This is a genomic window from Mycobacterium sp. ENV421, assembly GCF_002887815.1.
Lineage (GTDB): Bacteria > Actinomycetota > Actinomycetes > Mycobacteriales > Mycobacteriaceae > Mycobacterium.
Window position 1 is genome coordinate 61720 of sequence record NZ_PDHO01000009.1, and the last position, 14193, is coordinate 75912.

Here is a 14193-nt window from a genome sequence, read left to right on the forward strand (position 1 = left end):
GGCTATCTGCGAGGAGCAGTGGCGACCGCGCCTCTGACCGCCCAACTCGGGCCCGTCGATCGGTAGCGGTACCGCGCACCGCGGTGTTCACATTTCGCGTGGGCGTCGCCGAGGGGCGGTCCGGGCAAATGTCGCCATGGCTGTCTGTGAGATCCCCAAACCCCGGCGAAGTGCGGCGCACCTGCATTACGGTGCGTGCAAGTTAGACACACTAGGTGGGGGTCATGGCGAGCGCTGTTTCTGGACACGTGCCGGGGGCGATTGCGCTCGAACGACATGCCGGTCGGCTCTGACCGCAACGGCGCGGGGGATGGGCGCACGCGAGTAGTCGATTACATCGTCGAGCGCCTCGTTCGCCGCGGCGTTCGCCATGTGTTCGGCGTGGACGGCGCCAATATCGAGGATTTCTACGACGCCGCGCACTTCTGTCCGGACCTCACCGCGGTGGTGGCCAAGCACGAGTTCTCCGCGGCGGCGATGGCCGATGCCTACAGCCGGGCCGGCGCCGGTATCGGCGTCGTGTGCGCCACCTCCGGCGGCGGCGCCCTCAACACGATCCCGGGATTGGGGGAGTCGTTCGCAGGCCGGGTGCCGGTGCTGGCGTTGATCGGCCAACCGCCGACCGCGTCGGACGGGCTCGGCTCATTCCAGGACACCAGCGGCGTCAACGGAGCCCTACACGGCGAGGCCTTGTTCACGGCGGTGTCGGTGTTCTGCGAACGGGTTGTGACGGCCGACGACATTGTGACCGCACTGCCTCGGGCGATCTCAGCAGCGACGAGCCTCGGTGGGCCGGCGGTCCTGCTGTTGCCCAAGGACATTCAGCAGGCCGTGGTGGAGCCCATGCATGATGATCCCGCCGACGCGCCAGCGGCGGCCGGGGACATCGAGGAACTGGTGCAGCTGCTGCGCGACACCGACGGGCCGGTGACGATCATCGCCGGTGACCAGGTTGGCCGCGACAACGCCCGGGCCGAGCTGGAGACGCTGCGCGCGGTCCTGCAGGCGAACGTGGCCACGGTGCCCGACGCGAAAGATGTCTCAGCTGAGTCGTTGGGCGTCGTCGGGGTGATGGGTCATCCGGCAGTGGTTGCGGCACTGGGCGACAGCGCGCTGTGCCTGGTGATCGGCACCCGGCTGCCGCTGATGGCCCGCGGCGGTCTGGACACGGTATTGGACTCCCTGCCGATCGCGTCGATCGGTGCCGAGGTTCCCTACCTGCCATGTGCGCACGTCGAAAGCCGCGACCTCCGTAGCTCACTGACCCAGCTGGCGACGGCGTTGTGCGACACGGCGAGCCGGGTGCCTGCGTCGCAGCCCGTCCGGGGAGAGCTGACGCCACCAGAGCATGCCGGCGCGGGAGTGCGCTACCGCGCCGCGATGCGCGCATTGGACGGGCTGCTGCCGCAGGATGCCGACATCGTCGTGGACGCAGGCAATATCGGTGCGGCGGCGATCCACTGGCTGCCGGCCCGGCGCGACGGCCGTTTCCTGGTCGCCCTCGGAATGGGCGGCATGGGCTACAGCTTCGGCGCCGGCATCGGTATGGCCTTCGCCCGAGATCGCCGCACCGTCGTCATCGCCGGCGATGGCTCGTTCTTCATGCACGGCATGGAGATTCACACCGCGCTGCACTACCGGCTTCCGGTGACGTTCCTGTTGTTCGACAACCACGCGCACGCCATGTGCGTGACTCGCGAGCAGCTGTTCTACGGTGACCGCTACAGCTACAACCGGTTCGGCCCCAGCCGGCTGGGTGCGGGGCTGTCGGCCATGTTCCCCGCCCTGCCGTCGGTGGATGTCAGCGGCATCGGCGAACTCGGCGTGGCCGTCACAGCAGCGCTCGACGCCGATGGCCCATCCGTGGTGTCGGTGGAATGCTCGGCCGACGAAATACCGCCCTTCACAGCATTTTTGGGTGCCACAACACAGCTGGGTCGATCGCCCCAGCCAGATTCGAGGGAACGCTGATGACACTGCCTGCGCTCGAGGACATCGCCGACCCGATTCCGGGGCTGATGCGCATCGAGACCTCGCCCCGGGAGAAAGCCACCCCGGTCCTGATGGAGATGATCCACGCGGTGTATCCGCACGACGAGGTCTTCGGCGAGTTCTGCACCGTCAACGACTACATCGACTGCCCGCCCGACGAACTCTTCGACTATCTGGCGGACACCCGGTCCCTGGAGGAATGGACCTACAGTCTGCGGGGATTCACCCGCACCGAGGAGGACGGCCTCTGGCTGGCCTACGACCGGCTGGGTACCGAAACCGAGATCTACACCCGCACGGTGGCCAACCGGGAGGCCCGCACCGTGGATTACCACTGCGCCTGGGATCAGGGCAAGCACCTGTGGATGATCTACCTGATGCGGGTGGTCGACGCGCAGGTAGTGCTCAACAAGCCGGGTTCGGTGGTGTTGTGGACGAACTGCCACCACCCGTTCTACGACGAGAACCCGTACCCGGACGCGGCCCCGCCGCAGCGGCCGGTTTGGGTGGGGGACTTCTGGGACATGTTCGGCGCCGGGCACCTTCTGGAGTTGAAGAATCTCAAGGCGATCGCCGAATACCGCCACCGTAACGGCCTGCCGATCACTCCGGATTGGATGCGCGAATCATGAGCCAGCCCACCGTAAGCCTGATCGACGTCGCGACCTATCTGCCGGAAAACCGGGTTCCCGCAGAGTGGTACACCCGATTCAGCGGCGACGACGACATGCGAGACAACCCCATGTTCCGGCCGCCGGACTTCCGTCACCATGCCGCCGATGACGAGTCCAATGTCGACATGATCCAGCGTGCCGTCGGCGCACTGATCGACCGGCACGGGCCCGCTGTGCTCGACGACGTCGATGTGCTGCTGACCCATTCCCAGCTGCCCGATCTGCCGATCCTCGGCGCCGGCGGCGAAGTCGCCAAGCGGCTGGGCATCAATCCCGAGTGGATCATCGACGTCCACAACGGCGGCTGCGCGGCATTCGTGTTGATGCTCAAGCTCGCTCGCCAGCTGCTGGCGAGCGGTGCCGGGCGGACCGCGCTGATCGCGGTCGCACAGAACGCCGCAGGCAAGATCTTCGAGCAGGACCAGGTACGCAAGCTCGCCCAGGCGTCGGTGCCCGGCGACGGCGCGGCGGTCGGGTTGGTCACCGTGTCGGACAGCTCACCGGTGCTCGACATCGAATGCCGCTACTTCGGCGAGAACGCGACCGACATGACGCTGGCCGCCGATCCCGCGCGGCGCTGGTGGGAGGCCGGGCCCGGTCAGGGTTACGTCGGATTCAACGAAGGCAAGATCATCAAGGTCCTCGCCCGCGGCAACCGGCAGGTACCCCAGGTGGTGCGTGCGGTGTGCGACCGGATCGGCGTGAAGCCGGGCGACCTCGACCTGCTGGTCACCAATCAGCCCAATCGACTGCTGTTGCGGAACTGGAATGAGGCACTGGGGATTTCCCCGGATCGGCATCGCGACACATTCCAGGAATGTGGCAACCTGTTCGCCGTCGCCATCCCGGTGAACCTGGAGGCGGCAGTCCTCGACGGCCAGATCGGTGCCGGCGACATCGTGATGATGGCCGGGTTCGCGCACGCCGGGGACTTCGCAGGCGCCGCCGCCATCCAGTGGGGCGGAAGCCGCACATGACGGCGGCCGACGGCCAACCGGCGTCGATCAACACCGTCGTCGACGACATCATCGCCCTGATCCAGGCCGAAACCGACAGTGCCGCAACCTTGACCGCAGACTCGGGACTCCAAGACGCGGGCATGGACTCTGCTCGGGTGCTGTCGCTGGTGTTCCGAATCGAAGCCCGCTACGACATCGAACTGGACGCCGAGGACGGCGACGACTTGCGCACCGTCGGCGACTTGGCCCGGCTCGTGCTGCGTCGCATCCAGGAACGCCCATGATCAGCACCCCGGCGATCCGGCCCAAGTTCGAGACGCTCACCGAGATGCTCGACGCGGCAGCGCTGGGCAACCACAGTCTGATCTTCGTCGACCGCAACGAGGTCGACACCGACGTTCCGATGGCCGACATCGCTCGGCGGGCGCGTTCGGTGGCGGCGGGCCTGCACGACAACGGGGTTCAGCCCGGCGACCGGGTGGCACTGGTACTGCCCACCGGTCCGGAATTCGTCGCCTGCTTCTTCGGTGCCCTGTACGCGGGCGCCATCCCGGTACCGCTGTACCCGCCGGTGCGCCTCGGCAAGCTCGACGAATACCGGCATCGCACCGCCGCGATGCTGCAGGCGGTCGACGCCGTCCTGGTGGTCACCGAGGATCGCATACGTCCGCTGCTCGAAGCGGCAGGGGCGACGTGCCGAACAGCAGCCGAACTCGACGGGGCCGGTCGCCGCGACATCGATGTGTCCGCCGATGACGTTGCGCTGATCCAGTTCTCGTCCGGCACCACCCATGACCCGAAACCCGTCGCACTCAGCCACCGCAACCTGCTGTCCAACCTCGCCGCGATCGCGGACTACTTCGCAGCGGCGGGCATGCCCGACCAGGTCGGTGTCACGTGGCTGCCGCTCTATCACGACATGGGACTGATCGGGAATCTGCTGAGCGCGTTCTATCTGCCGCGGCCGTTGGTGCTGCTGCCGCCCGAACTGTTCCTGGCCGTCCCCGCGGCCTGGTTGCGCGCGATCTCGCGGCACCGCGGAACCGTCACCGCCGCACCGAACTTCGCGTTCGGACTGTGCCTCAAGCGGATCCGCGACGACGAACTCGACGGTGTCGACCTGAGCTCGTGGCGACTGTGTCTGAACGGCGCCGAGCTGACCAGCGCCGAGGTCCAGCGCCGATTCAGTGAGCGGTTCGGGCGGTGGGGATTCGATGCGCGGGCGTTCACCCCGGTCTACGGACTGGCCGAGGCGTCGCTGGCAGTCACGTTCAAGCCGGCGGGCAGCATGTTCGGTGTGCACCGGCTCGGCGACCGGGAACTGGTGAGCACGGGCCGTCCGCTGGCCGGCGTCGAGGTGGCGATCCGCGACGACAACGCCCGGCCGCTGCCCGACGGCGAAGTGGGCCACATCTTCGTTCGTGGACCCAGCGTGATGACCGGGTACTTCGGCCGTGCCGACCTCACCGCGCAGGTGCTGTCCGGCGGCTGGCTGGACTGCGGCGACGTCGGGTTCGTCCACGACGGTGAGCTATTCGTCTGCGGCCGCACCAAGGAGACCGTGATCATCCGCGGCGCCAACCACGCACCGCAGGATTTCGAGGCCGCCCTCGACGGGCTGGCCGGTGTCCGCGCCGGATGTGCGGTCGCGGTGGGATACGTTCCCGCCGACACGGAGGATGAGGCGCTGGCGATGCTCGTCGAGACCACCGCGGACGCTCCCGAGGATCTGGCGAGCGATGTCGCGGCCCGGGTGCTGCAGCACACCGGCATCGCTGTCGGACACGTCGAGCTGCTGGCACCGGGCGCCCTGCCGCGGACGTCGAGCGGGAAGATGCGCCGCATCGAAGCGCGCACCCAGTGGCTGGCGGGGACCTTGTCGCCGTGTTAGCCGGGATCGCGCGGCTTGCGATGCGTGCTCCCCGACGGATGATCGCGCTCGCGCTGCTCGTCGTCGCCGGTGCGGCGGCATTCGGCATTCCGGTGGCGGCCCGGCTCTCCGCGGGCGGTCTCACCGATCCCGGTGCCCAGTCGTCACAGGTGAAAGCGCTGTTGGCCAGCACTTTCGGCCAGGGTGACATGCCGCTGCTGATCACTGTCAGCTCACCCGATGGGGTCAATTCAGCGGCTGCGCGCACGGTGGGCACCGACATCGTGCGGACACTGACTCAGTCGCCGACGGTTGCGACGGTCACCTCGCCCTGGACCGCGCCGCCGTCGGCAGCGACCTCGCTGGTCAGCAAGGACGGCACGATCGGCGTCATCGTCGCCGGCATCACCGGCGGCGACAACAGCGCGCCGAAGAATGCCGGGGCACTGATCAGCACGGTGGTGCACGACCGCGGCGACGTGACCGTGCGGGCCGGGGGCGAGTCGGCGATGATGTTGGAGATCAACCAGCAGAGCGAAGAAGACCTGAAAGTCATGGAAGGCGTTGCGATTCCGCTGAGCTTCCTGGTGCTGGTGTGGGTGTTCGGCGGTCTGGTCGCTGCGTCGCTGCCCCTGGCCGTGGGCGCGGTCGCGATCCTCGGCGCGATGGCCGTGCTGCATGCGATCACCTTCGTTACGGATGTGTCGATCTTCGCCCTCAATCTCGCTGTGGCCCTTGGGCTGGCGTTGGCGATCGACTACACGCTGCTGTTGCTGAGCCGGTTCCGCGACGAGCTGGCGGCCGGTGCGCCCCGCGACCGCGCCCTGATCCGCACCATGACCTCCGCCGGCCGGACGGTGTTGTTCTCGGCGATGACCGTCGCGCTGTCGATGTCGGCGATGGTGCTGTTCCCGATCTACACCCTCAAGTCGTTCGGCTACGCGGGTGTCGCTGTCGTCGCATTCGCCTCGCTTGCCGCGGTTTTCGTGACGCCCGCGGCCATCGTGGTGCTTGGTGACCGGCTCGAGTCACTGGACCTGCGCCGGTGGCTGCGACGCCCGGTCGCGGCTGCCGGGCCGGTGGAGGACGGCGGCTGGTATCGGCTGGCGATGTTCTCGATGCGCAGGGCGGTGCCGGTCGGTCTGGTCATCGTGACGCTACTGGGACTGCTCGGCGCGCCGTTCCTCGGCGTCAGATGGGGAGTGCCCGACGACCGTGTCTTGCCGACGTCGAGTTCGGCGCACCTGGTCGGCGACCAGCTGCGTACACAGTTCGCCGCGGACCTGGCCAAGAATCTGACCGTCGTCATACCGGATCTCGGTGGCGTCACCCCCGCACAGCTCGACGGTTATGCCGCTGAGCTGTCCCGGGTGTCAGGCGTGTCCGCGGTCTCCTCGCCCGGCGTGACGTTCGTCGGCGGCGCCTCGGTGGGTCCGCCGACGGCGGCGACCGCGATCAGAAACAACAGCGCGTTCCTCACCGTCACCAGCACCACACCGCTGTACTCCCCGGCATCCGAGACGCTGCTCGATCAGCTACACGCCGTGCCCACCCCGGCCGGTCACCAGGTGTTGATCGGCGGGACCCCCCAGGTCAACCGTGATACCGCCGGCGCCATCGCCTCCCGGCTGGGGATGGTTCTGGCGATCATCGCCGCAATCACGTTCGTGCTGCTGTTCCTGATGACCGGCAGCGTCGTGGTTCCGCTGAAGGCGTTGATCCTCAACGTTTTGTCGTTGACCGCGGCGTTCGGTGCGCTGGTGTGGATCTTCCAGGACGGCAACCTCGATGCTTTGGGCACGACCTCGACGGGCACCCTGGCGATCAGCATCCCGGTGTTGTTGTTCTGCATCGCCTTCGGCCTGTCGATGGACTACGAGGTGTTCCTGGTATCGCGCATCCGCGAGTTCTGGCTGGCGAGCGGCAAGACCGCCGCCGACAACGACAGGAGCGTCGCGCTGGGGCTCGCCCACACCGCGCGGGTGATCACGGCCGCGGCGCTGATCATGGCGATCACGTTCGCGGCGCTCTCCGGTGCTCAGGTGTCCTTCCTGCGGATGCTGGGCGTCGGTCTGACGCTGGCGATCCTCGCCGACGCCACGCTGGTCCGTGTCCTGCTCGTGCCCGCCTTCATGCACGTGATGGGCCGGTTCAACTGGTGGGCGCCAAAGCCTCTGGCGCGCTTGCACGATCGGTTCGGGATCAGGGAGGCCTCGCATGCCTAGGAACGCCATGGTGCCGCCGGCCGGACTGGCGCGCGCCGTCGAATGGCTGCGCCACCACCTGTTGCTGCTCCATCAGCGGATGTTGCCCGCACCGATGGCGATGATGGAGTTGGTGGTGTCGGGTTGGCCTGCGCAGGCGATCACCACGGCCGCGCAACTGGGCATCGCCGACGCGCTGGCGGACGGACCGCTGCCGATCGACGAGCTCGCCGCGCGGGTGGGCGCGGACCCCGATGCGCTGCGACGGCTCATGCGGGCACTGATCGGGCGGGGCATCTTCCGACGCCGCCGCGACGGCCGGTACGCGCTGAATTCCCTTGCCGATACCCTTCGCTCGGACGCGGCGATCTCGCTGCGAGGTGCGGCGATGTTCCAAGGCTCGCAAGAGCAACGTGAACGCTGGACACTGCTGACCGACTCGGTCCGAACCGGCGAGTCGATCGTCCCCGCCCTGAGAGGCATGGAAGGTTTCGACTACCTCATCGAGATACCGGAGCATGCCAAGCTTTTCGATCAGACCATGACCAGTCTCGCCCAGATGACGCTGGCTGTCGTGGTGGCCAGCTACGACTTCGCCGCGCACCGCACGATCGTCGACGTCGGCGGGGGACAAGGTGCGATGCTGGCCGCCATCCTGGCGAAGGCGCCGCGGTCGCGAGGCGTTCTCTACGACGTGCCCCGGGTCGTCGCGGGTGCACCGGAGTTGTTGCGCGCCAACGGTGTCACCGACCGGGTGCAGATCGTCGAGGGCTCGTTCTTCGACCAGGTTCCCGGCGGCGGCGATGCGTATCTGCTGAAGAACATCATTCACGACTGGGCCGACGACAAGGCGTTGCACATCCTGCGCAATGTCCGGTCGGCCGCAGTCCCGGGCGCCACCGTGCTGCTGGTCGAGATGGTCATCCGCGACAACGGGCGCGACGGACCGGAGAACTGGGTGGATCTGGAGATGCTGCTGAACCTCGGGTCCCGCGAACGGACCGCCGACGAGTACCGAATGTTGTTGGCACATGCCGGTTTCCGGATGACGCGGGTGGTGACGACTGCGTCGCCACTCTGCGTGGTGGAGGCCGTCGTCGACGACGCGCTGCCCGGCTAGTCGAGGAGCCTCGGATGGATATCGCGACCATGCCGCGCGCCGGATTCGACGCCTCCTGGCTGGATCGACGTCTGCAGACCGGCCGGCTGGAATACCTGGACCGCGACGATGTCGATGACCGCGTCAAGCGGCAGGTGATCTGGTCCCTCGACTGGATGGGCCGGATCCTGCGGGATCATGAGCACCTCGCCGCCCGGGCGCTGCCGCTCGTCGCGAACATCAGCGAGCCGAGAATCCTGGAGTTGGGGGCAGGTCACGGGGCGCTGTCGCGCGCTGTGCTCACACTGCGCCCCGACGCGCGTGTGACGGTTACCGACATCGATCCGGTATCGGTGGCCACCATCGCCGCCGGTGATCTCGGCAGCGACCCGAGGGCAGTTGTCCGCCGCGTCGACGCCACCGATATCGACGCCCCCGATCAGTCCTACGATCTCGCGTTGTTCGCCCTGTCGTTTCATCATCTGCTGCCGGTTCAGGCCGCGCGCGTGCTTTCGGAGGGAACCCGCGTCGCAGACACGGTGCTGATCTGCGATCTGTATCGGCCGTCGGCGCCCGTGCACCTCCTGCGGCTGGCGTCGATGCTGCCGTTCGTACTGCTGCCATTCGCGCACGACGGTCTGATCAGTTCACTACGCGCCTACAGCCCTTCGGCATTCCGTTCGCTGGCCGCCCACGCCGATCCGGCCATCAGCCTCGAGTTCAGCCGCCTGGGCCGCAACCAGGTTGTGCTGGCGCGGCGCACGAGGCTGCCGTGAGACCGCCGGCGACGGCAGCCGCACTCGGGCGTGCGGCGTGGGCCGGCATCGACCCGGAGGGCTTCTTCCGCCGCCACGCCGCCGACCGCGCACCGTTCACGGTGCGCTTTCCCGGTTTGGGTGAGGTGTTGTTCTTCACCACCATGGACGGGGCGCGCGACATTCTCAGCGCGCCAGGCGCACTGTGCCGGGCGCCGCTGCCCAACCCGATCGAGCCGGTCGTCGGCAAGAACTCTCTCATCCTGCTCTCCGGTGAGGCACATCGCCGGGCCCGAAGTGTCCTGGCGCCACCGTTTCGCGGCGAGCTCATGCGCGACTACGTCGATCTGATCGCCGAGGCGGCCGAGCGGGAGATCGCGGCGTTGCGGCCGGGCGATCACCTGCTAGTGGGCCGCACCGCGCAATCGATCACCCTGGACGTGGTGATTCGGGTGGTGTTCGGGGTCACCGACGATGCCCGGCGTCGCGAGTTCTCCTCGGTGACAACGCAGTTGCTCCGATCCGGTGGCGCGGCGCTGATGCTGGTTCCCTGGCTGCGCCGCGATATCGCGGGCCGGGGGCCGTGGGCCCGCCTCGTTGCCTTCCGAACCCACCTCGACGACTTGTTGTCCGAGCAGATCGACGAACGACGGCGCGGCGGTGAGCGCGGCGGCGATGTGCTGGCGTTGATCCTCGACGCCACCGATGACGAGGGCAACAGTCTGACCGATGAGATGGTGCGCGACCAGCTGCGGACGATGTTGGCCGCCGGACACGAAACCAGCTCCACGTCGCTGGCGTGGGCGCTGCACCATATCCACCGCGAGGACCATGTCCGCACCCGCGTGCTGGACGAACTCGCCACCGTCGACACACCGGCGGAGATGGCCGCTCTGCCGTACCTCGCAGCGGTCATCCAGGAAACGCTGCGCATCCATCCGACAGTGCCGATCGTCCTGCGCAGGCTCACCGGGCCGCTCACCGTCGCCGGTGTTGCCTGCGCACCCGATGACGTGGTGGGAATCGCGCTGCCCGCACTGCATGCCAACCCTGACCTGTGGGCCGACCCGAACACCTTCGACCCCGAACGGTTTCTGAATGCCAGGCCGTCGCCATTCCAGTACGCGCCGTTCGGCGGGGGCTACCGCCGGTGCATCGGTGCGGCCTTCGCGCTCGACGAGCTGGCTGTCGCGATCGGCACGATGATGAAGCGGCTCGAGCTGGCGCCTGTACAGCGCGGGCGACCGCCGCGCGCGGTGGCGCGCGGGATCGCGACCAAGCCCAGCCGCGAAATCACCTTGGAAGTGATCGCCCGCCGTTAGTCACCGGCGTCGCGCGTGGAGGCTGTCGGTGGTCATTGGCGATAGGTCGTCAGGAACTGCCCGATCGTCCCGATGGTGGCTTCCAGCTCATCGGCCCGCGGCAGCATCACGATCCGGATGTGGTCGGGGTCAGGCCAACTGAGGCCGGTGCCGGGAATGATGTGGATCTTCTCCTGCAGCAGCAGGTCCAGGGCGAACTGCTCGTCGTCGCGGATCGAATACACGTTCAGATCGATTTTCGGGAACGCGTACAGCGCACCTCGGGGTTTGACGCACGAGACACCGGGAATGGAATTCAGCGCCTCCCAGGCGCGGTCGCGTTGCTCGCGCAGCGCGCCGGCCGGAAGTGTGAGCTCGTGCCCGGACCCATCGGCCTCCAGTGCGATCTGAATCGCTTGCTGGCCGGGCACATTCGCGCATCGGCGTAGACCGGCGACGGTCGTCAGTCCGTCGAGGTAGCTCACCGCGTGATCCGTGGGTCCGGACACGGCGAGCCACCCGGCCCGAAATCCCGCGCAGCGGTAAGCCTTTGACAGCCCGTTGAAGGTCAGGCACAACAGATCCGGCGCCAACGAGGCCGTCGTGGTGTGAACGGCGTCGTCATAGAGGATCTTGTCGTAGATCTCGTCGGAACAGACGATGAGGTTGTGCTCGCGCGCGATGTCGAGAATGCCGGTCAGCACCTCGGGTGGGTACACCGCGCCGGTCGGATTGTTCGGGTTGATGATGACGATCGCCCTGGTTCGTGCGGTGACCTTCGCTGCGATGTCGGCGATGTCCGGATACCAGTCCGACGACTCGTCGCACCGATAGTGGACGGCGCGTCCGCCGTTGACGTTCACCGCGGCGGTCCACACCGGGAAGTCAGGCGCGGGCACCAGGACCTCGTCGCGCTCGTCGAGCAAGGCCGTCATAGCCATCACGATCAGTTCGGAGGCGCCGTTGCCCAGGAACACATGCTCGACGTCGATGCCCGGGACATCGCGGACGGAGTAGTACTGCACGACGGCGTTGCGGGCCGGCAGCAAACCCTTGGTGGGGCTGTAGCCGGCCGATGTCGGCAGGGCCTCGGCGATCTGGCGAACCAGCTCAGCGGGCGCCGCGAAGCCGAACGGGTACGGGTCTCCGGTATCGAGCCGCATGACCCGGTTTCCGGCTGCTTCGAGTCGCGACACTTGCTCGGCGATGGGCCCCGGCGCTTCGTGCGAGAGGTTGGACAACCTGCTCGACTGCGCGAACTTCATACGGTTCCTTCGCAGGGTCATCCCGGGTCGCGGGGCGGTGTATTAACCGAGGCGTCAAAAGCCTAGCGTCCAATCGTCGACTGACCGAGCGATCAGGTGAACGGGTGAGCTGCAGCATTGGTTAGCCTTACCAGCGAAGATGGTGGTTATCGGCCGCCGGCGGCAGGCCCGCGTCCCGCTACGTCCGTCCGCGCTTCAAGAGCACGGCAACGGAGACGACGGCGATGATCAAGACCACAGCCGCCGGAATAGCCTGCTCTCGCGCCCGTTGAGCCGTCAACGGCATGGCCCGGGCATTTGCCGCTGACTTGGGAAGTGGAACAGCGTGGGCGGACGTGGGCGCCGCGAGCGATGCGTCCGCTGCGGCGACCGAAGGTGGCGTCCCCGAACGGTTCTCGGTCCAGAACCGATGTCCGCCGAGGAACAGTACGGCGGCGGACGAGAACACCACGGCCCCCAATACGAGGCCGCCGCGAGTGATGCGTGGCATGAATTTGACCTAAGGTCTGGCAACACCGGCCGCTACCGTCGTAGGACGTGTGTGTCGCTGCTTGGCAAGACACCGGCACGGTGATACCTCTGAACCGGCGATCTGCAGGACTATCGAGCCTGTTGTTGCTATCCATATCGCTGTGCCGCACCGCCGCGTTACCGGCCCGATCCGTACCATTGCTTTGTGCTGCTTCAACTTTCGTCGGTCCCCAGCGCCTGGAAAGGCTGGCACCAGCAGAGTCTCCGATGCGGTTAGGCTCATTCGCACCATGAGTCACTCGAGAAACCTCGTCGACGAGCGGTCGGCTCGGTTGAGCCCGGTTTGCGTCGCCGTCATCGTGGCTATGGAGAAGTTATGACCGGCCACGAGATGCTCGTGGACCGCTATGCAATTCACGGTGTTCTCGGCCGCGGAGGCATGGCTGAGGTTCGCGACGGATGGGACACCAGGCTGAATCGGCCGGTGGCGATCAAACTGCTCCATCCGACGCTGAGTGGCGACCCGGGCATTCGGCGCCGGTTCGAGGACGAAGCCCGGTCAGCTGCTCGGCTCTGCCACCAGAACATCGTCACCGTCTACGACTTCGGCGACCACCAGGGCACCCCGTTCATCGTGCTGGAACGCTTGCCGGGGCAGACGCTGGCCGACATCATCGCCGCCGGCCCGATGCCTGCGTCGCACGTTCGCTCCATACTCGACGATGTCCTTGCCGGTCTCGGCGTGGCCCATGCGGCCGGGCTGCTGCACCGGGACATCAAGCCGGGCAACATCCTGGTGTCGGCCCCGGGTGACTCGATGAAGGTGGCTGACTTCGGTATCGCCAAGACCGGTGGCGCCGCGCACACGATGACCGGGCGGATCGTCGGAACGATGAGTTACATGAGTCCTGAGCGCGTCGCCGGGGCTCCGGCGTCCATCAGCGACGATCTCTACGCCGTCGGCCTGATGGGCTATGAAGCGCTCGCGGGCAGAAGGGTGTTCCCGCAAGACAACCCCGCGGCGCTGGCGCATGCGATCATGGACAACACACCTGCGCCCGTCGCGGCGGTGCGTAGCGATGTGGATCCGGTGCTAGCCGCTGTCATCGACCGCGCCGTCGCCCGAAATCCGTTGCAGCGCTTCGCTAGTGCTGAACACATGCGCGCTGCGTTGGCTGGCGATCAGCAGGCGCTGCGCGGCGATGTCGCCTCTGCGAGACCGCGACCGGCAACCAAAGTTCTGGAAGGACCTCCGATTCCGGCCGCTCCCTACCTGCCGCGGCGACCTCGGAAGCGGATGCGCACGTACGGAATTGCGGCCGGCGTCCTCGGTGTTCTCGCCGTCTCGGCGTTCGCATTGGCGATGGATCCGGCATCGTCGACGCCGGCACCGCAACCAGTCGGCACCAGCACCCCCGTCGGTCCCGCGCCGAGCATCGCACCGCCGCCGAGCCCCGTCGTCCAGCAGCCTGCCCCCGAGCAACCTGCGCCGGGGGGGACCCGCCGGTCGGGGGCATGGAAAGGGCGACAAGAAGCGGGGCTAGATCACCCGCCCCGCTCGACGATGCGGCGCTAATATCGACTGGCCACGGGAGGCCTGCGC

The 14193-nt window shown here is 67.4% G+C and carries 12 protein-coding genes; 10 read left to right on the plus strand and 2 right to left on the minus strand.

What is annotated here, in order from left to right:
- The first annotated feature begins 276 nt into the window (after positions 1–276).
- The 9 genes from CRM90_RS13445 to CRM90_RS13485 are packed head-to-tail and all read left to right on the plus strand — an operon-like array spanning position 277 to position 10875.
- A complete protein-coding gene (locus CRM90_RS13445) occupies positions 277–1971 on the plus strand; it encodes a thiamine pyrophosphate-binding protein (RefSeq protein WP_102807450.1) in 1695 nt (564 codons plus the stop codon).
- Positions 1971–2624 (plus strand): DUF8713 domain-containing protein, encoded by a 654-nt coding sequence (locus CRM90_RS13450; protein ID WP_102807451.1) that lies wholly within the window; start codon positions 1971–1973, stop codon positions 2622–2624. Before CRM90_RS13445 ends, CRM90_RS13450 begins: the two co-directional genes overlap by 1 nt.
- Positions 2621–3643, plus strand: coding sequence for a 3-oxoacyl-ACP synthase III family protein (locus CRM90_RS13455; RefSeq protein WP_102807452.1), 1023 nt, complete (start codon positions 2621–2623; stop codon positions 3641–3643). The genes CRM90_RS13450 and CRM90_RS13455 overlap by 4 nt, the downstream gene beginning before the upstream one ends.
- Positions 3640–3909: an acyl carrier protein gene (locus CRM90_RS13460; protein ID WP_102807453.1), complete on the plus strand. Its 270-nt coding sequence runs from the start codon at positions 3640–3642 to the stop codon at positions 3907–3909. The genes CRM90_RS13455 and CRM90_RS13460 overlap by 4 nt, the downstream gene beginning before the upstream one ends.
- Positions 3906–5516 (plus strand): AMP-binding protein, encoded by a 1611-nt coding sequence (locus CRM90_RS13465; RefSeq protein WP_102807454.1) that lies wholly within the window; start codon positions 3906–3908, stop codon positions 5514–5516. Before CRM90_RS13460 ends, CRM90_RS13465 begins: the two co-directional genes overlap by 4 nt.
- Entirely contained in the window at positions 5510–7720 is a 2211-nt protein-coding gene (locus tag CRM90_RS13470) for an MMPL family transporter (protein WP_102807573.1), read from the plus strand. The genes CRM90_RS13465 and CRM90_RS13470 overlap by 7 nt, the downstream gene beginning before the upstream one ends.
- Positions 7713–8819 carry a methyltransferase gene (locus CRM90_RS13475; RefSeq protein WP_102807455.1) on the plus strand — a complete coding sequence of 369 codons (1107 nt, stop codon included), beginning with the start codon at positions 7713–7715 and terminating at the stop codon, positions 8817–8819. The genes CRM90_RS13470 and CRM90_RS13475 overlap by 8 nt, the downstream gene beginning before the upstream one ends.
- Before the next feature lie 14 nt (positions 8820–8833).
- Positions 8834–9574, plus strand: a complete 741-nt coding sequence (locus tag CRM90_RS13480; protein ID WP_102807456.1) for a class I SAM-dependent methyltransferase — start codon at positions 8834–8836, stop codon at positions 9572–9574.
- Complete coding sequence (locus CRM90_RS13485; protein WP_102807457.1) at positions 9571–10875, plus strand: cytochrome P450; 1305 nt, start codon at positions 9571–9573, stop codon at positions 10873–10875. The genes CRM90_RS13480 and CRM90_RS13485 overlap by 4 nt, the downstream gene beginning before the upstream one ends.
- 32 nt (positions 10876–10907) lie before the next feature.
- On the opposite strand, the gene CRM90_RS13490 is transcribed toward CRM90_RS13485, so the two are convergent.
- Complete coding sequence (locus CRM90_RS13490; protein ID WP_102807458.1) at positions 10908–12119, minus strand: pyridoxal phosphate-dependent aminotransferase; 1212 nt, start codon at positions 12117–12119, stop codon at positions 10908–10910.
- A 178-nt stretch (positions 12120–12297) separates the two neighbouring features.
- Positions 12298–12609, minus strand: a complete 312-nt coding sequence (locus tag CRM90_RS30230; protein WP_142391367.1) for a hypothetical protein — start codon at positions 12607–12609, stop codon at positions 12298–12300.
- A 357-nt stretch (positions 12610–12966) separates the two neighbouring features.
- Here CRM90_RS30230 and CRM90_RS13495 point away from each other — a divergent pair, with 357 nt between their 5' ends.
- Entirely contained in the window at positions 12967–14166 is a 1200-nt protein-coding gene (locus CRM90_RS13495) for a serine/threonine-protein kinase (RefSeq protein WP_102807459.1), read from the plus strand.
- The last annotated feature ends 27 nt before the right edge of the window (positions 14167–14193 follow it).

Coding starts and splice junctions, on each gene's coding strand:
- CRM90_RS13445 (WP_102807450.1), top strand. CDS start 277: ATGCCGGTCGGCTCTGACCGCAACGGCGCGGGGGATGGGCGCACGCGA.
- CRM90_RS13450 (WP_102807451.1), top strand. CDS start 1,971: ATGACACTGCCTGCGCTCGAGGACATCGCCGACCCGATTCCGGGGCTG.
- CRM90_RS13455 (WP_102807452.1), top strand. CDS start 2,621: ATGAGCCAGCCCACCGTAAGCCTGATCGACGTCGCGACCTATCTGCCG.
- CRM90_RS13460 (WP_102807453.1), top strand. CDS start 3,640: ATGACGGCGGCCGACGGCCAACCGGCGTCGATCAACACCGTCGTCGAC.
- CRM90_RS13465 (WP_102807454.1), top strand. CDS start 3,906: ATGATCAGCACCCCGGCGATCCGGCCCAAGTTCGAGACGCTCACCGAG.
- CRM90_RS13475 (WP_102807455.1), top strand. CDS start 7,713: ATGCCTAGGAACGCCATGGTGCCGCCGGCCGGACTGGCGCGCGCCGTC.
- CRM90_RS13480 (WP_102807456.1), top strand. CDS start 8,834: ATGGATATCGCGACCATGCCGCGCGCCGGATTCGACGCCTCCTGGCTG.
- CRM90_RS13490 (WP_102807458.1), bottom strand. CDS start 12,119: ATGAAGTTCGCGCAGTCGAGCAGGTTGTCCAACCTCTCGCACGAAGCG.
- CRM90_RS30230 (WP_142391367.1), bottom strand. CDS start 12,609: ATGCCACGCATCACTCGCGGCGGCCTCGTATTGGGGGCCGTGGTGTTC.
- CRM90_RS13495 (WP_102807459.1), top strand. CDS start 12,967: ATGACCGGCCACGAGATGCTCGTGGACCGCTATGCAATTCACGGTGTT.